At 66.1% G+C, this 23,320-nt stretch carries 14 protein-coding genes; 5 read left to right on the top strand and 9 right to left on the bottom strand.

Annotated elements, in window-relative coordinates; translation table 11 throughout:
• The first annotated feature begins 27 nt into the window (after nt 1–27).
• The 4 genes from ACZYGA_RS10245 (at nt 28) to ACZYGA_RS10230 (ending at nt 2,488) form a co-directional block, all read left to right on the top strand.
• On the top strand, nt 28–798 hold the full coding sequence (locus tag ACZYGA_RS10245; protein ID WP_240499597.1) for a sulfite exporter TauE/SafE family protein: 771 nt from the start codon (nt 28–30) through the stop codon (nt 796–798).
• Nucleotides 799–898: 100 nt separating this feature from the next.
• Nucleotides 899–1,240, top strand: coding sequence for a DOPA 4,5-dioxygenase family protein (locus tag ACZYGA_RS10240; protein ID WP_271302419.1), 342 nt, complete (start codon nt 899–901; stop codon nt 1,238–1,240).
• 73 nt (nt 1,241–1,313) lie between these two features.
• Entirely contained in the window at nt 1,314–1,805 is a 492-nt protein-coding gene (locus tag ACZYGA_RS10235) for a CreA family protein (RefSeq protein WP_077379193.1), read from the top strand.
• A gap of 191 nt (nt 1,806–1,996) precedes the next feature.
• Nucleotides 1,997–2,488 carry a pyridoxamine 5'-phosphate oxidase family protein gene (locus tag ACZYGA_RS10230; RefSeq protein WP_084209317.1) on the top strand — a complete coding sequence of 164 codons (492 nt, stop codon included), beginning with the start codon at nt 1,997–1,999 and terminating at the stop codon, nt 2,486–2,488.
• 180 nt (nt 2,489–2,668) lie between these two features.
• Here the strand turns inward: ACZYGA_RS10230 and adhP are convergent, their stop codons facing one another.
• Both adhP and exaC read right to left on the bottom strand, forming a co-directional pair.
• Nucleotides 2,669–3,697 (bottom strand): alcohol dehydrogenase AdhP, encoded by a 1,029-nt coding sequence (adhP, locus tag ACZYGA_RS10225; protein WP_200018787.1) that lies wholly within the window; start codon nt 3,695–3,697, stop codon nt 2,669–2,671.
• 268 nt (nt 3,698–3,965) lie between these two features.
• Nucleotides 3,966–5,486 (bottom strand): acetaldehyde dehydrogenase ExaC, encoded by a 1,521-nt coding sequence (gene exaC / locus ACZYGA_RS10220; RefSeq protein WP_479399095.1) that lies wholly within the window; start codon nt 5,484–5,486, stop codon nt 3,966–3,968.
• 440 nt (nt 5,487–5,926) lie between these two features.
• On the opposite strand from exaC, the gene ACZYGA_RS10215 reads away from it, so the two are divergent.
• Entirely contained in the window at nt 5,927–6,733 is an 807-nt protein-coding gene (locus ACZYGA_RS10215) for a response regulator (RefSeq protein WP_479399094.1), read from the top strand.
• 50 nt (nt 6,734–6,783) lie between these two features.
• On the opposite strand, the gene ACZYGA_RS10210 is transcribed toward ACZYGA_RS10215, so the two are convergent.
• The 7 genes from ACZYGA_RS10210 to ACZYGA_RS10180 all read right to left on the bottom strand — a co-directional run bounded on the left by ACZYGA_RS10210 (nt 6,784) and on the right by ACZYGA_RS10180 (nt 23,102).
• Nucleotides 6,784–8,100, bottom strand: coding sequence for an Nramp family divalent metal transporter (locus ACZYGA_RS10210; RefSeq protein ID WP_479399093.1), 1,317 nt, complete (start codon nt 8,098–8,100; stop codon nt 6,784–6,786).
• A 174-nt stretch (nt 8,101–8,274) separates the two neighbouring features.
• The gene (locus ACZYGA_RS10205) at nt 8,275–9,708 is read right to left on the bottom strand and encodes a hybrid sensor histidine kinase/response regulator (protein ID WP_479399092.1); all 1,434 of its coding nucleotides are present in this window, start codon (nt 9,706–9,708) and stop codon (nt 8,275–8,277) included.
• Nucleotides 9,698–10,888 carry a nitric oxide-sensing protein NosP gene (gene nosP, locus ACZYGA_RS10200; protein WP_479399144.1) on the bottom strand — a complete coding sequence of 397 codons (1,191 nt, stop codon included), beginning with the start codon at nt 10,886–10,888 and terminating at the stop codon, nt 9,698–9,700. The genes ACZYGA_RS10205 and nosP overlap by 11 nt, the downstream gene beginning before the upstream one ends.
• 112 nt (nt 10,889–11,000) lie before the next feature.
• Entirely contained in the window at nt 11,001–13,160 is a 2,160-nt protein-coding gene (gene recD / locus ACZYGA_RS10195) for an exodeoxyribonuclease V subunit alpha (protein WP_479399090.1), read from the bottom strand.
• Nucleotides 13,153–17,475, bottom strand: a complete 4,323-nt coding sequence (gene recB, locus ACZYGA_RS10190) for an exodeoxyribonuclease V subunit beta (RefSeq protein WP_479399089.1) — start codon at nt 17,473–17,475, stop codon at nt 13,153–13,155. The genes recD and recB overlap by 8 nt, the downstream gene beginning before the upstream one ends.
• Nucleotides 17,472–21,551 carry an exodeoxyribonuclease V subunit gamma gene (gene recC, locus ACZYGA_RS10185; protein WP_479399088.1) on the bottom strand — a complete coding sequence of 1,360 codons (4,080 nt, stop codon included), beginning with the start codon at nt 21,549–21,551 and terminating at the stop codon, nt 17,472–17,474. The genes recB and recC overlap by 4 nt, the downstream gene beginning before the upstream one ends.
• Before the next feature lie 210 nt (nt 21,552–21,761).
• Nucleotides 21,762–23,102, bottom strand: coding sequence for an MFS transporter (locus tag ACZYGA_RS10180; RefSeq protein WP_479399086.1), 1,341 nt, complete (start codon nt 23,100–23,102; stop codon nt 21,762–21,764).
• Nucleotides 23,103–23,320 lie beyond the last annotated feature (218 nt).

Here is a 23,320-nt window from a genome sequence, read left to right as displayed (position 1 = left end):
CCTGACTGCCACTGACAAGAGCTGCCCGTGACCGATCTTCTCGACTCTCTGCTGACCCTGCCCGATTACTCCGCCCTGGCCTGGAGCGTGATCGTCTTCTCGACCTACCTGACCGGCATCTCCAAGGGCGGCTTCGCCGGCGGGTTCGGCTCGCTTTCCGTGCCGCTGATGGCGCTGGCCATCGGTCCGCTGGAAGCGGCCGGCATCCTGCTGCCGCTGTTGATCGTGATGGACTTTCTCAGCGCTCGCGCCTGGTGGGGCAAGCAGCTGTGGTCGGAGGTGCGCATCATCCTGCCCAGCGCCGCCATCGGCATCGCGGTGGGCGTGGTGCTGTTCGATGAGCTGAACGAGAACATGATTCGTGGCTTGCTGGGCGTCATCTCGCTGCTGTTCGCCGCCTACATGCTGTTCAAGCCCACCGCGAGGAATCCGCTGCCGCGCTGGCTGGCCATTCCTGCCGGTGCCACGGCCGGCTTCACCAGTTTCTTCGCCCACGCCGGCGCCCCGCCCTACAACCTGTACATGATTCCGCGTCAGCATCCCAAGGAGACCTTCATCGCCACCACGGTGATCATCTTCGCAGGCATGAATCTGATGAAGCTGGGCCCCTACGTGGCGCTGGGCGAGGTCAACCTCACCAGTCTGTCCACCTCGCTGCTGCTGGTGCCGGTGGCCTGGGCAGGTGTCAGGAGCGGCCTGTGGCTGCAATCCCGCGTCAACGAGAAGCTGTTCTTCCGCCTGATCATCCTCGCGATGGCACTGGTCGGCGTACAGCTGATCTACAAGGCCTGGGGCTGATGTCCGCGCGCCATCACGCCTGGCGACCTCTGCCGCCAGCCAGCATGACCTTCTGGTCCACGCTTTCAGACAGACATTCGAGAATGATCGGGGCAACGCCATGACACCGCAGATCCACTACTACCACGCACACCTCTACTACACCGATGAGCAGAGTCTGGCCGCCGCTCGCGAGCTGGCGGCCCAGGCCGAGCAGCACTTTCCGCTGCGCGTCGGTCGCTTCCATGAGCAACCGGTAGGCCCGCACCCGCTGTGGAGCTGTCAGCTGTCCTTCGCTCCCGAAGACTTCGGGCGCATCATCCCGTGGCTGGCACTCAATCGCGGCACGCTGGACATCTTCGTGCATGCCGGCACCGGTGATGATCTCTTTGATCACACCCAGGGCGTGATGTGGCTGGGCAGCTCCCACCTGCTGAATCTGCACGTCTTCGGCGATGAGTGAGGCCCGGACGTCGCCCGACACGCTATCATCGCCTTGCCGCCTTCGCCTTACCCACTGACTCAAGGATGACCCCATGACTCGACTGCGCCGCCTATCCCCTCGTGCCGCCCTGCTGGGCGTGATCGCCTCTGGCCTGCTGCTGGCCGGCTGTGACGACAATGAGGTCGGGGATGTCTCGCTGGGCCTGTTCACCACCAAGGACATCAAGATCGAGAGCCTGATCGACCCGAAGGTGCCGGGCGTGACCTGTCACCTGAGCAACATCGAGGCGAATCTCGATTTCTCCGATCCCTCCGACATGAGCATCGCCTGCCGCCAGACCGGCCCGATCACCCCGGCGATGCTCGCCGACATCGACACCTCCAAGAGTGGCGAGGAGGTCTATCGCAAGTCCAAGAGCGTGCTGCTCAAGAGCCTCAAGATCCGCCGTATTCTGGACCGTGACTCCCAGAGCCTGCTCTACATCGCCTACAGCACCAAGGAAACCAGCGGCAGCTTCAAGCATGCGCTGAGCAGCGTGCCGCTGTGGGGCAGCGAGGCCTGGCAGGCACCGGCAGCGCAGTGAGCCGACTCGGCGCCTGAATCAAACGCTGACTCATCAAGCTCTGATTTATCAAGCTTTTATTCATAAAGTTCTGACTCATCAAGTGAAAGCTTCACCATCGTCCCTTGAAGTTGCGGGGTGTCGCTCCAAGGTCTTGTTCAACGGCTAGCCAGCCGGATTTTCATTCGCATGAGGCAAAGGAGTGACACACGATGTCGAGCCCGGAGCACAAGCAGAAGATCTGGAAGCTGATCAAGGATGTGAAGGTCGGCATGTTGGTGACGCAGGGTGACGGCATGCCACATGCCCGCCCGATGCATCTGGTACAGGATGACTACGACGGCACCCTGTGGTTCTTCACCCGCGCCAGTGCCGAGAAGGTGTTTGAAGCAAAGAAGGACAGCGAGGTCTGCCTGAGCTTTTCCGATCAGGATGATGGCGTCTATGTGTCGCTGAGCGGTCATGCCAATCTGCACCGCGATCAGGGCCTGATCGACAAGTTCTGGAATCCGTTCGTGGCCGCCTGGTTCCCGGAAGGCAAGGATGACCCCGATGTCACTCTGCTGGAGGTCAAGGTGCAATCCGGTGAACACTGGAAGGCCAAGGAGAGCAAGGCGTATCAACTCTATGAGATTGCGCGCGCCAACCTCGACAAGGACCACACCCCGGACATGGGTGAGAACGAGAAATTCGGCACGGTATGAGCAGAAGCCCGAGCTCGTCATGGAGAGCTCTTTGAAGTGCCCGCGTGAGAGTTGACGCACACGGCCATGCCAGACACGACAACGCCAGCCCTCGGGCTGGCGTTGTCGTATCTGGAGTCCTGCCGATTCCTGCAGGCCTGTCGTCGATGGAGAGGGGTCAAGTTCAGGACAGTGAACGCCTCAGGCCTTCATGTCGAGCACGATGCGCCCCTCGATCTTGCCGTCGATCATGCGCCCGAAGATGTCATTGATGTCCTCGAGCCTGCCGGTCTGCACGGTGGCTGCGACCTTGCCTTCCGCAGCGAAGTCCAGCGCCTCCTGCAGGTCCTGACGCGTGCCGACGATGGAGCCACGTACCGTGATGCCATTGAGCACGGTGGAGAAGATCGGCAGCGGGAAGTCACCCGGCGGCAGGCCGTTGAGCACCAGGGTACCGCCACGGCGCAGCATGTTCTGGGCCTGATCGAAGGCCTTCGGTGATACCGCCGTCACCAGCGCGCCGTGCGCGCCGCCGATCTCGCGCTTGATGACGGCTGCCGGATCTTCCTTCATGGCATTGACGGTCACGGTCGCGCCCAGACGGCGGGCCAGTTCCAGCTTGGCATCATCCACATCCACCGCCGCCACGTTCAGGCCCATGGCGCGCGCATACTGCACCGCCATGTGGCCCAGGCCGCCGATGCCCGAGATCACCACCCACTGACCGGGACGGGTGTCGGTCATCTTGAGGCCCTTGTAGACCGTGACCCCGGCACACAGCACCGGCGCGATCTCCACGAAGCCTACGCTGTCCGGCAGACGCCCCACGTAGCCGGCGTCTGCCAGCGTGAACTGGGCAAAGCCGCCATTCACCGAGTAGCCGGTATTCTGCTGGCTCTCGCACAGCGTCTCCCAGCCGCCCAGGCAATGCTCGCAGTGGCCGCAGGCCGAGTAGAGCCAGGGCACCCCGACCCGGTCGCCTTCCTTGACGTGGGTCACACCCTCGCCCACCGCCGCGATGGTACCGACGCCCTCATGGCCGGGAATGAACGGCGGGTTGGGTTTCACCGGCCAGTCGCCATGCGCGGCGTGCAAGTCGGTATGACAGACCCCGGAGGCGGCGACCTCGACCAGAATCTCGCCACGCCCCGGGCGCGGCACCGTGACTTCCTCGATCACCAGCGGTGCACCGAATTCACGTACCACGGCGGCTTTCATGCTGTTATCCATGATGGACTCCTCATTCATTGTCGAAAGACGAACCTTGGAAAGGCGAGCCAGAGATCAGGCGGAGAGTGCGATCCCGTCCGGTCGTGAGCGAGGGCCAGTGTTCGCGCACGCCCCGGACCTACCTCTCCATTGAAACCAGACGCAGCGCTCCCTGCCCTGCGCCAGATCAAGCAATCGGATCTGGCGCGGGCATTGAGGTCATGTGTCAAGAAGACGATGCGAATGGTGGGTTCAGCGCCGCCAGCCTCGGCGGCACTGCCTGACAGGCCTAGAAGAAGCCGAGCGGATTGATGTCGTAGCTGACCAGCAGGTTCTTGGTCTGCTGGTAGTGCTCCAGTGCCATCTTGTGGGTCTCGCGACCGACACCGGATTTCTTGTAGCCACCGAAGGCGGCATGGGCGGGATACTGGTGGTAGCAGTTGGTCCACACGCGACCGGCCTGGATGCCACGGCCCATGCGGAAGGCGACATTCATGTCGCGGCTCCAGACACCGGCACCGAGACCGAATTCGGTGTCATTGGCGATGGCCAGCGCCTCGGCCTCGTCACGGAAGGTGGTGACGGCGACCACCGGTCCGAAGATCTCCTCCTGGAAGACACGCATCGCGTTGTGGCCCTTGAGCAGGGTCGGCTGGATGTAATAGCCGTTGGCCAGCTCGTTCTCCAGCTGCTCGCTGCTGCCGCCGGTGAGCACCTCGGCGCCTTCCTCGCGGGCGACATCCATATAGGACATGATCTTGTCGAACTGCTCGCGGGAGGCCTGGGCGCCGACCTGCACGTCGGTATCCAGCGGATTGCCGCGCTTGATGGTCTTCACGCGCTCCATCACCCGGGCCATGAAGTCGTCGTAGATGCTTTCCTGGATCAGGGCGCGTGACGGGCAGGTGCACACCTCGCCCTGATTGAAGAACGCCAGCACCAGGCCTTCGGCGGCCTTGTCGATGAACTCGGGTTCGGCATTCATGATGTCGGCGAAGTAGATGTTGGGCGACTTGCCGCCCAGCTCCACCGTGGAGGGGATGATGGTTTCCGCCGCGCACTTGAGGATGTGCGACCCCACGGGAGTGGAGCCGGTAAAGGCGATCTTGGCGATGCGCTTGCTGGTCGCCAATGCCTGTCCGGCCTCGGCGCCGTAGCCGTTGACGATGTTGAGCACCCCTGCCGGCAGCAGGTCATTGATCAGCTCCGCCAGCACCAGGATCGAGGCCGGGGTCTGCTCCGCCGGCTTGAGCACCACGCAGTTGCCCGCCGCCAGCGCCGGCCCCAGCTTCCAGGCCGCCATCAGGATCGGGAAGTTCCACGGGATGATCTGTCCCACCACGCCCAATGGCTCATGAAAGTGATAGGAGACGGTATTGGCATCGATGTCCGCCGCGGTGCCTTCCTGGGAGCGCAGGCAACCGGCGAAGTAGCGGAAGTGATCCGCCGCCAGCGGGATATCGGCGTTCAGCGTCTCGCGCACCGCCTTGCCGTTATCCCAGGTCTCGGCGACCGCCAGCATCTCGAGGTTCTGCTCGATGCGATCCGCGATCCTGAGCAGGATGTTGGAACGCTCCTGCACCGAGGTCTTGCCCCAGGCGGGGGCTGCCTTGTGGGCGGCGTCCAGCGCGAGATCGATATCTTCCGCACTCGAGCGCGGAATACGGCAGAACACCTCCCCCGTCACCGGGCTGACGTTGTCGAAATATTCCCCCTTGACCGGCTCGACGAAACGCCCGCCGATATAGTTGCCGTAGATGTCCTTGAACGTGACCAGCGCGTCGGCGCTGCCCGGAGAGGCATAGATCATGGCGAACTCCTGTGGGGTCGGATTCACGAGTGGCGTTCGTGATCGACGACCTGTTGTTGTCGGTGCCCTGAACAGGAGGTGGCGCTCCTGTCCCTCGCCTGACCGTCAATGACTGGATCAATGACTGCATCAAGAACTGTTTGATCAGGCGACCCTCACAGTCTTGTTCACTTGTGGCATTCGCGACATGCGCCCATGGGCGGAAACCGTCTCATCCCTTGGGAGGAGAAAAGGGAGAAACCCGGCAGGCAAGAAAGATGGGACAGGAAGACAGGTGGGGACAGGAAAGACGGGCCATACCGCGAAGGCCGCAAGGCACGACACCATGCCATGACGTTATGCTCAGGGTAGCTATTGTCAGCAAGGTCATGATCAGGAAAGTCATGGCCTGGAACGTCATGACCAGAACATCGCCCGCCAACGACCGGCCAGGAGCCTTCATGTACCGTCTGCTGATCGCGGATGACCATCCGCTGTTCCGTGATGCCATCAGTCGTACCCTGAATCTGGCCGTCGCTGACGGCTCCACGCCAGAATACGAGCTGCTGCAGGCCGCCAGTCTCGAGGAAGCGCTCAGCGTGATCGCTCATCATGCTGACAGCCTCGACCTGCTGCTGCTGGATCTCGACCTGCCCGACAGCCACGGCCTGGAAGGCCTGGCGCGCCTGCGCGAGGAGGCAGACTGGCTGCCGGTGGCGATTCTCTCCGCCCACGAGGCGCGCGAGACGGTACTCGAGGCATTGGCGCTCGGTGCGGTGGGGTATCTGTCCAAGTCGAGTTCGGCGCAGACCCTGCGCGATGCCCTCGCACGCATGCTGGCCGGGGAGGTCTACGTGCCTGCCCAGTTGATGCGCGCTGCGCCGCGTCCAGCGCCGCTCTCAGCATCATCTGCATCTGCATCATCGGCACCAGCATCATCGGTACCAATGCCACCGCCAGCGCCCCAACTGGCGCCGAGCCTCAGCGATGCTGAATTCGCGCGGCGCTGGCAGACCCTCACCACCAAGCAGCGCGGCGTGCTGGAACGCATGGTGCTGGGCGAGTCCAACAAGATGATCGCCTGGCAGCTGGGCGTGGCGGAGACCACCGTCAAGTCGCATGTCTCCGCCATCCTGCACAAGCTGGGGGTTGCCAGCCGGGTGCAGGCGATCCTGCTGGCCAGCCACGCCCTGCCTGCCGTGTCAGGCCCGAGTGAGGCCTCTGCCGCCCCACGACGCGAAACGCCCCGGTCCAGCGCTCACGAATGAGGCGCGAACCGGGGCGTTGCCCATCAGGTGTCGGGACAGAGTGACTCGCCCTACATCAGCTCCCCGACCAGCACATAGCCATTGAGCAGGATGATGATCGCCGCCACCAGCATGCCGATGGCCGTCACCCAGTGCCGATTGACCAGGTCCCCCATCAGGCGGCGATTGGCGGTGAACATCAACAGCGGCACCAGCGCGAAGGGAATCCCGAAGCTGAGTACCACCTGGCTTGCGACCAGCACCTGCTGCTCCGGCAGCCCCATCAGGATGATGGCGATGGCCGGTGCCATGGTGATCACGCGGCGCAGCCACAGCGGAATGCGGAAGTTGACGAAGCCCTGCATCACCACCTGCCCGGACAGGGTGCCGACGATGGACGAGGACAGCCCCGCCAGCAGCAGCGTGAAGCCGAAGATCAGGCTCGCGGCATTCTGGCCCATCAGCGGCGACAGCAGCTTGTAGCTCTCGGTGATGGAAGCCACGCCGGTCTCGCCATTGCCATGGAAGACCTTGGCGGCCAGCACCAGCATCGCCATGTTGATCAGCCCCGCCAGCGCCATGCCGATGATCACATCGAGACGGTAGTAGCCCATCACGCGACGGCGCTGACCGCTGTCGCGCACCCGGATGCGATTCTGGGACAGCGCGGAATGCAGGTAGATGACGTGGGGCATCACGGTGGCGCCCAGGATACCGGCCGCCAGGAAGATGGCATGGCTATCCGGGAAACCTGGTGTCAGCAGGCCGTAGATGATCGGTTCCACCGGCGGACGACTGAGGATGATCTCGAGCAGGAATCCCGCCGACACCGCCAGGATCATCGCCCCGATGATCATCTCCATCATGCGGAAGCCGTAGCGCTGCATCACCAGCACCGCGTAGGTGATGGCACCGGTCAACAGCGCCCCTTCCAGCATGCTGAGCCCGAAGAGCAGATTGAAGGCCAGCGCCGCGCCGAGAAACTCGGCCAGATCGGTGGCGATGGCCACGATTTCCGCCTGCACCCAGAAGGCCCAGACCACCGGGCGCGGGAAGCGTTCACGGATGACTTCCGCCAGATTCTTGCCGGTGGCCAGCCCCAGCCGGGCGGACAGGGTCTGGATCAACATCGCCATCAGGTTGGCCCACAGCACCACCCACAGCAGGGTATAGCCATAGCGGGAGCCGGCCTCGATGTTGGTCGCGAAGTTGCCGGGGTCGATGTAGGCGACGGCGGCGATCATCGCCGGGCCGAGAAACGGCAGCGCGCGACGCAGGCGACCCGCAAGGGACAGAGGGGGTGCGGTGCGCACACCGCCGGCAGCAGAGGCTTCACCTTCACTGCCCAGCGACATGCTGGCGGCATGACGTACGGATTTATCGGACATGATATTCAGCATGGGGGGGAAACCTGCCAGATCAATGGCCCGCGAACAGAGAAAGGGGATGCGGGATGTCATGACACGAGCATACATGCTAAATACGATTAGTTCTCATTAAAATTCAGCGCGGTAGCTGATAGTCTCCTTCAATCCCTCCTGCCTCTTCCTTCCCCGCGAAGGCTAACGACAATGGATCAACAGCTGGCGCAGGCGCAGCGGCTTGACCGGCTTGAGCAGGAACCCGAAGCCGAGCGCGCGTGCCCTGGCCTTCAGCGGCGCCGAGTGGTCCGCGCTGATCACCACCACCGGCAAGTCTGGCCAACGCTTGCGCAGCCGTTGTGCCTGCGCCAGACCATCGGGCTGCCCGTCACCCAGCTGATGATCGACGATCAACACCTCCGGCGGCGCGGCCAGCGCCTGGCACAACAGCACCTCGGCGGTAGCGGCGCAGTGGACACTCGCGCCCCAGCCCTCGAGCAATGACTGCATGCCGGCACATACCTCCCGATCATCCTCGACCACCCAGATAACGGTATCGAGCAGCGGCTGCGCGAGCGGTGACGCGCAAGGCTGACCGGGAGAAGGCGCGTCAGCCGACGGGCCCATCACACTGGCAGGCTGTCGAATCGGCACGCGCACCGCGAAGGCCGCACCGCGCCCCGGGGTGCTGGCCAACGACAGGGGGTGCTCCAGCAGGCCGGTGATGCGCTTGACGATCGCCAGTCCCAGCCCGAGGCCGCGCTGCTCGTTGTCCTGGCGCGGCGCCAGGCGCCGGAATTCCTGGAAGACCACCTCGCGCTGATGCTCGGCGATGCCGGGGCCGTTGTCGGCCACCGTGATCTCCAGCCAGTCACCGCGCCGGCGACACCCCAGCAGCACGCGTCCGCGCGTCGAGCCATCCGGGACATGGCGCAGCGCATTGCTCAGGAAATTGCGTATCACGCGCGCCAGTAGCTGCAGGTCCGACTCGACGCTCAGGTGGCTGGCCACGTAGTGCAGCTCCAGCCCACGGGCAGCGCCCAGTTGACGATATTCCTCGGCGAGCACATCCAGCAGCTCACGCACCGGGAAGGTGGCGACATCGGCCGTCAGCACGCCGGCATCCAGCCGCGAGATGTCCACCAGCGTGCCCAGCAGGCTCTCGACATCGGCCAGCGAGCGCCCCAGCCGCGCCACCAGCTCGCCCGGCGAAGCGTCGCGCGGCGTGGGGTCATCAAGTGCCAGCCTCGCCAGCTGCTCTTCCAGGGCGCTGGCGAACAATCGGGCGGCATTCAGGGGTTGCAGCAGATCATGGCTGATGGCGGCGAGAAAGCGGGTCTTGGAGTGATTGGCCGCCTCGGCGGCGGCCTTGGCGGCGGTGAGGCGTCGATTGAGTGCCCCAAGTTCATCGAGGGTGCGGTGCAGGGCGTCGGTACGCTCGCGCACCTGATCCGCCAGCAGGACGGCGTGCTCGAAGGCGGCGTAGGGCGCGCTCGGTGAAGGGCTGCTGGATTCGACCCGCTCGATCAGGGCGGCGTTGATCTTCTCCAGCTGGCGATTGCGCGCCTTGAGGGCGGCGAGTTCAGCGCTCAGGCCGTCCTTTCGGGAATCTGTCAGCGGCGTATCAGGCGCCATCCTGCCCTCCCGTACCATCGGCCGCGAGACGGCGCTGGCCGATCACCACGCCGGTGAAGGTCTGGTTGATGTGCATGCCGTGATGCTGCTCACCGTAGGTATTGAAGCCGATCACCCGGTGATGCCTGAGCAGACGCGAGGCCTCTGCCTCCAGCCCCAGCGCCTCGATCTCCATGCGCCGCAGGAAGCAGTCACAGCCGATGGTCAGCGCGGGCGGCCCCAGACGCGCCTCCACCTCGGCCAGCCGCTGCTCGAGCTGCGCGAGAATCGGCGTGGCCTGCATGGCGGTGAGCACGATGCCGGTCTCCACCGCGCAGTAGAAGCTCAGGCTGGCATCGGCATTCACGCGCTGGATGGAGCGTACGTAATGCGCCTCACCGATGCGCACCGCCAGCGGGCAGCGCGCGAAGACCGCCTCCTCCAGCGCCTCGGGCGCGACACCGGCCAGCCGCGCATACTCCTCGGCGGCGGGCTCGGCATTCAGCTCCAGCACGCGGCGTGAATCGCGGTCCACCGCCGTCACCACCAGCTTGTCGGCCAGCGGCGTGAGATGGTGCGTACTGATGACCTCGAACGGCAGCCGCGTATTGATCACTACCACGACCGCCGCCTGATCATGGAAGACCCCGTCGGCGTAGACATAGGTATGCGCCAACCGGTTGTCGTCCCCGGCGGAGCCACCGAAGGCGGGAATGCTGCCCAGCGCCGCATCCAGCGTCGCCAGTACCTGCTCCTCACTGCTCGAGAGCCCGTCGAGCAGCGTCAGCGCGAAGCTGTTGCCCATCACCGGCGCCACGGCCTGCTCGCGACAGCGCGCCAGCAGCTCATCACTCAGCGCCTGGGCACGCGGAAGGTCGAAGCCGCTCAGATCATCGATCAACACCTGCGCCAACGCGAAGTCGCTGCGCGCCAGGCCGATGGCGGTGATGGAGCCGCGCGCATAGCCCTCGGGCGTGATCTCGCCGGCGGTGGTGCAGCCACTCACCGCTACCTCACCGAAGGCATCGGCCAGCGCCTGACCCAGTGCCGGGAGGGAGTAATCCGCCGAGCAGAAGAACAGCACCCCGCCGAGCCGCTGGCGGCCACCGAGCGAGTCATCAAGCTTTCGGGCCAGCTCGGCCACCGCCGCCTGCGGGTCCTTGAGGTGACTGGCCGCCGTGGCCAGCGGTACGGCAATCATCTCGCTCTGTGGCTGCGCCCTTCCCTTCACGCGACTGCTGACATCCGTCATGTCCCCTCCTCCTGTCGAGCGCAGCGGGGCCAGACCTGACGATCATCCGTCGGCATCCGGTCTAGAGCACCAGCCCGCTGGCTCTCACCACGCGTCGTTCAATGGCGCCTTCCAGCGTCTCGCGGCGGGTGCCCGCCAGCGTGACCCGCGACTTGGCCCGCGTGATGCCGGTGTAGACCAGCTCGCGAGTCAGAATCGGATTGGCACCCTCAGGCAACACGAATACCACATGGCGGAACTCGGAGCCCTGCGACTTGTGGACCGTCATCGCGAAGACCGTCTCCACCGCCTCGAGACGTGACGGCAATACCGCGCGCACGCCACGGTGGAAGCGCTGGATCTCGGTGTCCTGCCCATCACGCTCGGCGTCTGACGACACCTCCTCCTCGACCGGGAAGAACACGCGCAGGCGTCCCCCGGCGGCGGGGTCCGGCAGGGTGATGCCGACATCGCCGTTGTAGAGCCCCAGCGCGCGATCATTGCGCGTCACCATCACCGGACGCCCGGCGTACCAGCCGCGTTCCTCGGCGATCAGCCCACGGCGCATCAGCACCCGCGCCACCCGCTGGTTGAGGCCATCGACCCCATAGGGGCCACGGCGCAGCGCGCACAGCAGCTGAAACTCGAGCAGCAGATCGATCACCTCTCGTGCCGGGCGCCGCTCACGCACGGCCTCCAGCGCCGGGCGATAGCCATTGACCACCAGCGTCTCCAGATCGCGGTCCTCCGGGCCGCTGAGCTTCAGCCAGGCGATATCGCTGTAGCCTGTCTTCCAGACGGCGCGCAACGCCTGGCGGTCTCCGGCATTGCAGGCATGCGCCAGGGCACCGATACCGCTGTCGGCGGAGAAGCGGTAGCTCTTCTGCAGCACCACCACGTGATCGGCGAGTCGGCCGCGGTCTGCCGTATCCTGCGTCTCCGAGACATCCGGCGTGGCGATGGCCTCATCCAGCGTTTCGCCGGTCAGGCGGCTCAAGTCTGCACACAGCGCCGGTGAGTAACGCGGCGGCAGCGCATGCTCGCAGAGATCGCCCAGCACGGCGCCGGCTTCCACCGAGGCCAGCTGGTCCTTGTCGCCGAGCAGAATCAGGCGGGCGTGGGCGGGCAGCGCGCCGAGCAGCGCCGCCATCAGGTCGAGATCGACCATCGAGGCTTCATCCACCACCAGCAGATCCAGCGCCAGCGGGTTGCCGGCGTGATGGCGGAAGTGGCGGGAATCCGGACGTGCGCCCAGCAGGCGGTGCACGGTGCTTGCCTCACGCGGGATGGCGGCGCGCACCGCGTCTGGCACCTCGAGCTTCGCCACCGCGCCACGGATCGACTCCGACAGCCGCGCGGCCGCCTTGCCGGTCGGGGCGACCAGTCGGATATCCAGCGCCCGCCGTTCATGCGGATGGCCTGTCTCATCGCTCCCGACACTGCCTACCACACCGCTCTCCACCTCCACACCGCCAGCGCCACCAGAGAGCGCCTGCGCCTGCAACAGTGCCAACAGGCGCGTGACGGTGGTGGTCTTGCCGGTACCGGGGCCGCCGGAAATCACCGTCAGGCGCTGACGCAGCGCCAGGGCACAGGCCAGCTTCTGCCAGTCCGGCGCGCCGTGCGGGTCCGGCTGATTGCTGGTGAACAGCTCACGCAGACGCTCGCCCAGCGCATCGCTGACCCGCGTCTCGCCCTCCTCGCTCGGCCCCATCCGCGCACGCAGCCCCGCCGCGACTTCACGCTCGGCCTGCCAGTAACGGCGCAGATAGAGGCGCTCGCCCACCAGCACCAGCGGGCGCAGCGGCAGATGGCCTGCCGGGGAATCGGCCTGCGCCAGCACGCTGACCAGCCGCGATTCCGCCAGCTGCTCGGCCCAGCGGCCGGCATCGAGATCCGCCAGGAAGGCTTCCGGCAGGGCCACGCTGACCTCGGCAAGATGCGCCTCGGACTGCTCCAGCGGTGGCAGCGACAGGGTCGCGCGTGGCTCGGCCAGCGCCCGCGACAGCGACAGGCACACATGCCCGCGCCCCAGCTGGTGGCTGGCCAGCGCGGCCGCCAGCAGCACGCTGGCCGGGGCCTCCGGCACATGACGCGCCATGAAGCGCACCAGATGGGCATCGACTCGCCTGAGCCAGCCCAGCTCCACCCACAGGCCGAGCGTCGCGAGCAGGGTCTCGGCAGTCGGGGCGTCAGGGGCAGCGCTGTGCTGCTGCGTTTCCAAAGGCGTGGCGTCAGACATCGAAGGCCCCCTGCTGGCCGCTTTGCGTGAGTGGCGAGGTGTCGGTGGTGTGAAGGAGCAGGCTGTCCAATGCGGAGCTGTCACCGCCCAGCCAGAGATCCAGCGCCTCGATCAGCGCCTGTGATGGCCGGCGCTGGAACACGCCGGGCGTCGCTGTCTCTTCAAAGGGCTGGCCGGGCGTCGCTGTCTCTTCAAGGGGCTGGCCGGGCGTCGCCACGCCGGGCGTCGCTGTCTCTTCAAAGGGCCGGCCGGGGGTCGCCGTGGCTTCATCCACCGCAAGCGCGGGTGAATCACCGCCGGCATCCAGGCCGCGCAGGAAGACATACAGCACCCCGCCCATGCAGCGTTCGTAATCGTAGTCGTCGCCGAGGCGCGCCTTGAGCAGACGATGCAGCGCGAGGGTGTAGAGCACGTATTGCAGGTCGTAGCGGTGCTCTACCATGGCGCGGGCCAGTGACTCGCCAAGATAATCCTCGGGGCGCTCGCCCAGATAGTTGGACTTCCAGTCCAGCACGTACCAGCGCCCGCCGGACTGGAAGGTCAGATCGATGAAGCCCTTGAGCATGCCGTGCATGCGGCGTGGCGCGAGCCTGGGCCGCGAGCGCGGCAACGGCTCCAGCGCGGTGACCACGGCGTCCAGCGGCAGACTGCGCGCGTGTACGGCCGGCAGCCAGAATTCCAGCTCCGGCTGCCAGGCCTCGAGTCGATTGAGCAGGATAGGCTCGCCCTCGAAGCCCTGCAGCGGACGGGTCAGTGCCTGCTCCAGCCAGTCGGTGAGACGTGGCTGCCAGCTGGCATCGAAGCCACCGAAATGCAGCCGCGAGCCCACCAGCCGCTCAAGCTCGCCGCGATAGTCCTCCGCACCGAGACGATCGAGATCCACCGCCTCCAGCAGGCCGTGCAGGAAGGTCCCCGGACGCGGCCCACGCGGGAAATCATGCAGATGGATCTCGCCCACCGTCATCGGCAGGCCGCCCGCCAGCAGCGGGCCGGACTGGCCTGCCACCTCGCGGTCCGGGCGCGTCAGGCCCTGCTCGCCTTCTTCCAGCGCCATCTCGGTGGCGCCTTCGGGCACGCGGTCATCCTCGGCATCGCCGGTGTCTTCCAGTGCCGCCGTCACCTGACGGGCATCCGTGAGCAAGGCGGTGTAGGAGGCGATCCACCAGTCATCCTCGATGCCGCCGGCGAAGTGACGCGCGCCGTGGAAGTGCTGATCGCGCTCCGCCGGTGGCTGATAGTCATGACCGGGCAACTCCGGCAGACCGGACACGCGAGCGAGTCCGGCCGACTGCTGTTCACACCAGCGGCGCAAGGCAGCCTCGATGGCGCTGGCCTCGATCTCCTCGTTGTCACTCATGCCGAGCAGATAACCGATGGCGGTGACGGGCAGGCTGAGCTGCTTGCTGAAGCCGCCCTTGCCGATGGGCGCCAGTCCCAGCCAGCAGGCGAACTTGGGCCGTGTCAGCGCCACGTAGAGCAGACGCACGTCTTCCATCAGCCGTGCATGGTCGGCCGCCGCGATGGCCTCCTTGGAGGGCTTCTTGACCAGGATGCTGTCATCCAGCGCCATGTCCGGCTCTGCCGCCGCGGGCAAATCGGTCTTTGCACCGGCTACCTGCTGTGCATCGGCCTCTGTCTTCTCTTCAGCCACAGCCAGCCAGCGCTGCTTGAGGGTCAGCAGGCCGAAATTCCTGTCCGGCTCGGCGGCGCGGAAGCTGGCCATGAACGGCAGCAGCACGATGGGATACTCAAGCCCCTTGGACTTGTGGATGGTGACGACCCGCACCAGCCCCTCATCACTTTCCAGTCGCTGACTGAGGCTGTCGCTGTCCAGCGCTTCATGGCCGGATTCCAGTGCCTGATGCCACCAGCGCAGCAGCGCCTGTTCGCCATCGAGCCGCTGGGCGGCATTCTGGGCCAGCTCCCCCAGGTGCAGCACGTCGGTCAGGGCACGCTCCCCCCCGGCGCGGGCCGCCAGCCGCTCACCGACCCGGAAGTCACGCATCACGCCGCGCAGCATCGGCAGCACACCGCGCCGCTGCCAGTCGCGGTGGTAGCCATCGAAGCGCTCGACTTCACGCTCCCAGGCCAGCTCATCCACGCCGAGACGCTCGACCAGCGAGAGGTCATCCGCCAGCAGGCGTGTCGCCAGCGCGGCGCGAAGACGACGGTCATCCCGCGGATGGGCGACAGCCTCGAACAGCTGCAGCAGCTCGAAGGCCTCCGGCGTGTCGAACACCGAGCTCTTCTCGCTCAGATAGACGCTGCGGATACCGCCTTCGGCAAGCGCCCCACGCACCGCTGCGGCCTCGCGCCCGTTGCGTACCAGCACCGCGATATCGCTGGCGGCCACGCCCCGCACCGTCGAATCTCCCGCGTCCATGAACACCAGTCCCGGCTCGCCCGCCGCCAGGCGTTGTTGGCCCTCGAGCAGTGTCTGGATCTGGGTGCGGCAGGCGCGACTCATGTCGCGGCGGTGTGCATCGGCGCTCAGGCGCTCACCGTTGGCCCACCACAGATTCAGTGCACAGGCGGCCTCTTCCCGGCCATCCGGATGCCGCAGCACTAGCCGGGTGCGCGTGCCCTGGGCCTCGACCGGCTGGAAGGGAATGTCCTCACTGCCGAAGGGCGCGGGATGCTGGGCGAACAGCGCATTCACCGCCGCCACCATCGCGGCGCTGGAGCGGAAGTTGCGCGGCAGGGTGAAGCGCGAGGGGGTGACCTGGCGCGCCGCCAGATAGGTGTCGATATCGGCGCCGCGGAAGGCGTAGATGGCCTGCTTGGGGTCACCGATCATCAACAGCGTGCTGGGTGTCTCGTCAGCGTCGTCGCTGTCAGTAGCGTCAACGTGCTGCTCATCGAGCGGCTCATCGCACGAGCCATCGCCCGCCGTCTGCGGATAGATGCGCCGGAAGATGCGGTACTGGACCGGGTCGGTATCCTGGAATTCATCGATCATCGCCACCGGCAGTTCCTGACGGATCTGACGCGCCAGACGCTGGCTGGCCTCGCCATTGAGCGAAGGGTCCAGCGCGTGGTCGAGGTCATTGAGCAGGTCCGAGAATTCCCAGAGTCCCAGACGGCGCTTCTCGCAGATCAGGGCGCGGGCGACGCTGTCACGCGCGTGCACGGCGACCTGATCCAGCAGCACGGCGTCCGGTGCCGGCACCTCGGCCAGCAGGTCCAGCGCCGCGAAGAAGGGGTGACGCGGCGTCTGGCAGTTCTTCTTGGTGCCCTTCTCGAGCTTGGCCTGGCTCAGCCAGCACAGCTTCTTGCTGTCGAGCATGTCGGCGGCGAAATCGTGCTCGCCGCTGGCCAGCCAGGCGGCTGTCGCCGCCAGGCGCGGCTCCAGCTCGGCCTCCTTGTAGCTGTTGCCGTTGAGCGCCTTGCTGGCGAAGGCCTCGCCCATCACGTCGCGGATGGCCGGCTCATCGAAGCTTTCCTCGACGGCGCGCCGGGCGGCCTGTTGTTGCTGACGCCACTGCTCGGCATTGCCGAGCAGCTCGCTCAGGTCTTGCGGGGCCTCAAGACATTCACCGTCGCGATACAGCGGGCGTGGCGTGCCGTCACGCAACAGGCTGCGCAGCTCCTCTCCCAGTGCTTCCGGGCCTGCCCAGCGCCCACGGATCAAGGCCTGCCACTCGCGGGCCAGCGGATAGAACTCGCAGCGCCAGTAATCCTCGACGCAACGCGTCAGCAGCGACTGGCCGTCCTGCAGCAGCTCGGCGCCGAAGCGTCCGCCGGCATCGAAGGCATGCCGACTGAGCATGCGCTGACAGAAGCCGTGGATGGTGAAGATGGCGGCGTCATCCATCAGGCGCGCGGCCTGATCAAGGCGCCGCGCCGCCGCGGCCTTGAGGCGCGAGGCGTCCTCGGCAGGTGAGGATGTCAGCAGCGGCGCGAGCAATTCAGCCAGCACCGGATCTGGACTGGCACGCCCCAGCAGCGCCTCACGCGCCTGCTTGAGGCGCGCGCGAATGCGGTCACGCAGCTCTGCGGTGGCGGCTTCGGTGAAGGTCACCACCAGAATCTCCGGCGGCGTCAGCGGACGCGGATAGCTCACGCTGGCCGCCTGCCCGGGCAAGGGCCCGAGCACCAGCCGCACGTAGAGCGCGGCGAGGGTGAAGGTCTTGCCGGTGCCGGCACTCGCCTCGATCAGATGCTGACCGAGCAGGGGCAGCGTCGGAATATCGAGGGCTTGGCCCTGCACGCCTTGATCCATCTCGTCACTCATTGCCGCTTCCTTGTCCTGAGCGATGCCACTCCTTACGTCACTCTCCACACCGCTCATGCCTTCCACTCTGGTATCGCTCATGACTGCCCCTTCCCGGTGGCAAGCTCCACCGCGCGCTCGCCGAGAATGCCCTGACGCACGCCGATCATGCTCTCGATCAACGGCTGATAGAGCTGCACGCTGTTGAGCACGCCGCCCGCACGGGCGAAGGCATCGAACTCCGGCCACAGCTCGCCCAGCGCGCCTTCCTGTCGCCTGAGTGCCTGGGGGCCCTTGAAGATGTCTTCCGTGAAGCGGGTTTCCATGGCGCGCGACAGGCTGTCGGCAAGCCAGGGCTTGTGGATGGCGGCCAGCGCCGTCTCAAGGGTTGGCGTGCCGTCAGCGGCCTGCGCCTTGAGTGCGCCGAACAAGGCACTGCGATCCTCCTCGCCCACTACCTCCCAGAGGGTGGTCGCCAGTTCCAGCGCAGCGGCCAGCGGCGCCTGCCAGCCCTGGGCATACGCCTTGACGAGATGGCGCAGCGCGGCTTCGGCCTGCTCGATACGCAGCGCGGGGAACAGCAGCCAGCGGTCCTCGAACACCGCCAGCCACTGATAACCTTCACGGCGCGTGCCCTGATCACCCGCCACTTCTCCGAGTCCGGGGCGCGCGTTGGCCATCAGCCAGTCGAGATAGCCGGCCAGCAGACGATGCGGCTTGCCGAGCTTCTTGTAGCGGCCCTCCTTGCCGGGCTTGAGGGTGCCGAAGTGGGTCGCCTCCAACGTGGCCAGCAGGCGGCTCTCGCCCTCGGCGTCATCGCGCAGTTGCCGACGGCTGATCAGACGCGTGGTGAGCGTCACCCGCAAGGGCCTGCCGTCCTCATCCTGCATGATCAGCGGTACCTCGAGGGTGCGCGGCGGCAGCGAGGTGGCATCGCTGAGCTGATCGCGCCAGCTGGCCAGCTGCTGATCGAGACGCTTGAGGCGCGGTTCGATCAAGGCATCGGCAAAGCCCAGCGCCGGCAGCCGCCCGGCCCGGCGCAGACGTTCGGCGGCCAGCGGCAAGGATTGTCCGGTGAGCGCGGCGTCCAGCAGCTCGCGGGTCAGGGTGAAGTTCTCCAGCCCGTCGGGGGCGAAGGGTTCGTTGTCCTCATCCGGCACCTCGGCATCGCGGAAACGCACACCGACGCGGTCCAGCCCCAGCTGCCAGGGGCGTCGCAGAAAGCGCGCCAGTGAATCCGCGCCGAGACGCAGATGGGACTCCGGCGCCTGCTCCACCAGCTGCTTCAAGGCGGCCGCCCCCGCCGCGCTCGCCTGACTGGCCTCGCGTTGATTCGCCGGGGACGCCCCTGAAGTTGGAGCCTGATCCGCCGCGCGATACAGGCTCGACCAGCTGGCGTCATAGCTGAACAGATCGCCAGCCGTCGCCTGGGAGGCATGGAAGTAGCGCCGCGAGAACGGCTGCAATGGATGCTCGGTGATCAGACGCTCGCGCAGGGCAGCTTCGCGAGAGACACCCGGTGCCTCGGCATGCGTCTCGGGGGTCCAGCCCAGCTCGATGTAATCAAGCAGCTCCCCGACCAGCACCGAGGGCGGCCGTTCGCCGTTGTCGCGCTGATCACGCCCGACCCACGAGATCGACAGGCGATCCCGCGCCGCCAGCAGCGCCTCCAGGAACAGGTAGCGATCATCGTCACGCCGTGAGCGGTCTCCCGGTTGAGGGCGGCTGGCCATCAGATCGAAATCCTGCGGCATGCGCACGCGCGGGTAGTCACCATCGTTCATGCCCAGCAGGTGCACTTCGCGGAAGGGAATCGCACGCATCGGCATCAGGGTGGCGAAGTTGACCCGACCGGCAAGGAAGCGCTGGGCGAGACCGCCGCTGTCAAGCTCGCCACGCAGCGCCTCGCGCACCACCTTGAGCGACAGACAGCCATCGAAACCGGCCTGCTGCCAGCCCTTGTCGAGGCGGGAAAGCGCCGCCTGCAGACGCGCCAGAATATCGAATTCCTCGGCACTGTCCGGGCTGAGGCTCTCCTCCCACAATCGCTGCAGCGTAGTCGCCCAGTCCGCTGGCGTACGCGAGGTGTCCAGCCAGCGGCGCCAGCGATCCAGGCTCTCGATCAGCTCGCCGACCTTGCCTGCCAGTTCGGCCTCGAGACCGGCCACTTCATCGAAGGGCACCACGCCATCGAAGCTCAGGCCGTTCATGTCGACAAGGCCGTCCATCAGGCCGTCCATCAGGCCGTCCATCAGGTCGGCGCTCTGCTCACCTTGTATTGGGGAGCCGGCCGCCGGACCGCCGGCCGCCGGGGCACCGGCCGCCGGGGAGCCGGTGGCGTAGCCCAGCAGCATGCGCTCGAGCCCGAAGCGCCAGCTGTTCTCGTCGAGAGGCATGAAGCCGAGCTGCTCACGGTGCTCACCGGAGAGCCCCCAGCGCACGCCGCTGTCGGCCAGCCAGCGCCGCAGGCGCTCGAGCTCGCCCTCCTCGATGGCGAAACGACGCCGGAAGGCGGCGACATCCAGCGCATCCAGCACCTCGCTGACGCCGAGGCGGCGCTCCGGCAGCTCCAGCAGCATCAAGACCAGTCCGAGCAGCGGATTGGCCTGACTGGCCACCCGGTCGGCGATGGTGAAGGGAATATGGCGCGGATTGCCCGGCGGCAGCTGACCGAACACCGCCTCGATATAGGGGGCATATCGGTCGATGTCCGGCACCATCACCAGAATGTCGCGCGGCCGCAGCGGTTCGCCCCCACCCTGCCTGGCCGCCTCGTGGGCACGTTCGAAGGCCGCCAGCAGGCGGTCATGCAGAATCTCGACTTCGCGCAGCGCCGAGTGGGCGCTGACCAGACTGATGGAATCATCTTGCGCCTCCAGCCTGCGAGGACTTCCCTCGGCCAGGGCGCGCTCGCCGGGATGCACCAGCTCGAGAATCTCGTCCTGGATCTGATGCAGCAGTGGTGCCTGCTCGGGCGGCGTATCCTCGTTGATGCGCGGCACGAAGACGTCTAGCTCGAGATCGAAACCGCTGTCGCGGCCGGACAGCGCGCTCTCGAATTCATACAGATTGACGATGAAGTCACGCCCCTGGGCACCCAGCCCGGCCAGCAGCGGATTGGCCTTGAGGTGCAGCTCCTCCTCCGCCAGCCCGGTCAGCGCCGGTGCCTCGGGGTGACGGGCACGCTGTCGCGCGACGCGCTCGCTGTCCATGCGCAGACTGTCGGCTCTCGTACTGCGCCGCACGGCTTCGCGGTCGGAGACGATATCGCCCCAGTAATGACGGCAGGGGTTGGTGATCATCAGGTAGATGTCCATCACCCCGGACAGCGCATGCAGCGCATCCAGCGTCTGCCCCGGCAGTGCCGAGATGCCGAACACGAACAGCCGTGGCGGCAACGGGTGGCGGCGTGATGAGGGCAGTGATTCCAGCGCGCGCGCGGCCGCGACGAAGCGACCATGCAGAGCGGCACGGTGATGTTGCCGGCTGCTGGGCGGCGCATCCGCCAGTACCGCGCGCCACAGGGCCGGCTGCCATTTCTGGCTGGCGGGCAGGTTGTCCGGCAGCAGATTGGCGGGCAGCTCGCCTGCGGCCTGCTGACGCGCGAAGACATCACGGAAGTTGTCATCCTCCAGCCCGCTCTCCCAGCTGCGCACCCACTCGGGGCGATAGTTGAGGTACTGATCGAAGAGATCCGCCAGCTGGCAGGCCAGCTGCCACTGCTGACGCTCTGCCTCCGGCCCCTCGGGCAGTGCAGGCAGGGCACCCTCACCGACTGCCTCGATCAGCTGGCCACGCTCATCGCGACACAGGTAATCCCTGAGCGGCGCATAGCATTCCGCCTGGGATTCATCGGCCAGCAGGCCCGGCAAAAGGCGCAGCAGACGCCAGGCAAGCGGGCCCTTGTCGAAGGGTGACAGCTCCGGAATCTCGTCGCCCAGCACGCCACCCAGGACCCCGCGATAGGCACGCCACACGAAGCTTGAGGGCAGTGGAAAATCGACCGAGGCAGCGATGCCATCGGCCTCGGCCAATGACAACCTCAGCCACTGGGCCATGCCGTTGGACTGGACGAGAAAGGTTTCCGGCACCAGCGGAGGCTGGGGAGCGGCCTTGATCACCTTGAGCGCCAGATCGCGCAGATCCTCGAGGTGATTGGCGTGAAGAACGGTAAACATGTGGGCATCCTGCTGGCAAAGCCCCCGAGCCCTCATGGCCGAGGCGAGACGAGTCGAGAGCGAGGCGTGACGAGTGCCTCCATCCTAGCGTCGCCTCGGCGCTGGCCCAAACGAAAACGCGCACCACCCCGGAGGGTGATGCGCGTTTTCAGACAGATGAATGCCTGACTGGTCGGGAACAGGCGCCCTGGCGCCGAGTCAGTGCTCTGCTCAGCGCGTGATTTCCATCAGCTCGCGGCCGCGCGGACTGAGCGCCAGCCACAGACCCAGCACCACGCCCATCAGCGACAGCGCCGCCACGTACCAGGTGGGCGACAGCGGCGAGACGGTCATCATCAGCGAGACCAGAATCGGCGTGAAGCCACCGAAGATGGCGTAGGCGACATTGTAGGAGAACGACAGCCCGGTGAAGCGCACTGCCGGCGGGAAGCCGCGGATCGCGATGCTCGGCACCGCGCCGACGATGCCGACGCTGAAGCCGGTCAGGCAGTAGAGCGGCACCAGCAGGCTGGGGTCCGAGTGCATGGTGGCCAGGAAGATCCAGTAGGTGATGCCCAGCAGAGCGCTCCACAGCACCAGAGTCACCCCGGCACCGATGCGATCGACCATGTAACCGGACACGATGCAGCCGATGCACACCGCCACGATCGCCAGACTGTTGGCGGAGAAGGCGGCGGCACGAGTCAGCCCCTCGAGCTCCGCGATCAGGCTCGGTGTCATCAGGATCACCACCACGATGGCGGCGGTCAGCACCCAGGTGACGGCCATCGCCACGGCAATCGCCGGACGCTGTTCACGCAGGATCATCTTCAAGGGCAGCTCGGCGGCCAGCGCCTTCTTCTGCTGCATCTCGGCGAAGACCGGGGTCTCGTGCAACCAGCGACGCAGGTAGACCGAGAACAGCCCGAACACGCCACCGATGATGAACGGAATCCGCCAGGCGAAATCACTCACCTCTTCCGGGGTATAGAGACTGTTGATGGCACTGGCCATCAGCGAGCCGAGCAGGATGCCGCCCACCAGCCCCATCGACAGGGTGCCGCAGGCCAGACCATTGTGACGCGGTGCGACGTGTTCGCTGACGAACACCCAGGCCCCCGGCACCTCACCGCCGACTGCCGCACCCTGGAAGATGCGCAGGATGATCAGCAGCAGCGGCGCCCACATGCCGATGACGGCATAGGTCGGCAGCATGCCCATCAGCAGGGTCGGCAACGACATCATGAAGATGGACAGCGTGAACATCTTCTTGCGACCCAGCGTATCGCCGAAGTGGGCCATGATGATGCCGCCCAGCGGGCGCGCCAGATAACCGGCGGCGAAGATACCGAAGGTCTGCACCTGACGTAGCCATTCGGGAATGTCGGGCGGGAAGAACAGCTGACCGACGACGGTGGCGAAGAACACGAAGATGACGAAGTCATAGAACTCGAGGGCGCCGCCGAGTGCGGACAGGCCAAGTACCTTGATGTCACCACGCTTGAGCGAATTTTCGTTGGGCAAATCGTGGGCAGCGGTGGCTGAGCCCGCTGCGGGGACGGAATCGTTCATGGATCTCTGTGTTAGCGGGGGCTGGTGTCCAGCGATGGTCAAGAGTGATTCACGCGTCGCGCATCTTGTTGTCGTGTCGTCTTTCAGCACAAGCCTCGCAGACGCCACGGTCAGGCGTCCTAGCGAGCGCAATGGCGGAAAGCACCGGGGTTGCCCCGGGCGTGGCGATGGTGCGGAATCCTGCCAGCGTACGCTGCATCACTGTATTGCGAAAAACA

Source organism: Cobetia sp. BL01, from assembly GCF_056493605.1.
The sequence above is the reverse complement of the archived record's forward strand: the minus strand, read 5'-3'. Positions and strand labels throughout refer to the sequence as shown.

Coding starts and splice junctions, on each gene's coding strand:
- ACZYGA_RS10215 (WP_479399094.1), top strand. CDS start 5,927: ATGTACCGTCTGCTGATCGCGGATGACCATCCGCTGTTCCGTGATGCC.
- adhP (WP_200018787.1), bottom strand. CDS start 3,697: ATGGATAACAGCATGAAAGCCGCCGTGGTACGTGAATTCGGTGCACCG.
- ACZYGA_RS10210 (WP_479399093.1), bottom strand. CDS start 8,100: ATGTCCGATAAATCCGTACGTCATGCCGCCAGCATGTCGCTGGGCAGT.
- ACZYGA_RS10235 (WP_077379193.1), top strand. CDS start 1,314: ATGACTCGACTGCGCCGCCTATCCCCTCGTGCCGCCCTGCTGGGCGTG.
- exaC (WP_479399095.1), bottom strand. CDS start 5,486: ATGATCTATGCCTCTCCGGGCAGCGCCGACGCGCTGGTCACGTTCAAG.
- ACZYGA_RS10205 (WP_479399092.1), bottom strand. CDS start 9,708: ATGGCGCCTGATACGCCGCTGACAGATTCCCGAAAGGACGGCCTGAGC.
- recD (WP_479399090.1), bottom strand. CDS start 13,160: ATGTCTGACGCCACGCCTTTGGAAACGCAGCAGCACAGCGCTGCCCCT.
- ACZYGA_RS10240 (WP_271302419.1), top strand. CDS start 899: ATGACACCGCAGATCCACTACTACCACGCACACCTCTACTACACCGAT.
- ACZYGA_RS10180 (WP_479399086.1), bottom strand. CDS start 23,102: ATGAACGATTCCGTCCCCGCAGCGGGCTCAGCCACCGCTGCCCACGAT.
- recB (WP_479399089.1), bottom strand. CDS start 17,475: ATGAGCGATACCAGAGTGGAAGGCATGAGCGGTGTGGAGAGTGACGTA.
- recC (WP_479399088.1), bottom strand. CDS start 21,551: ATGTTTACCGTTCTTCACGCCAATCACCTCGAGGATCTGCGCGATCTG.
- ACZYGA_RS10230 (WP_084209317.1), top strand. CDS start 1,997: ATGTCGAGCCCGGAGCACAAGCAGAAGATCTGGAAGCTGATCAAGGAT.
- nosP (WP_479399144.1), bottom strand. CDS start 10,888: ATGATTGCCGTACCGCTGGCCACGGCGGCCAGTCACCTCAAGGACCCG.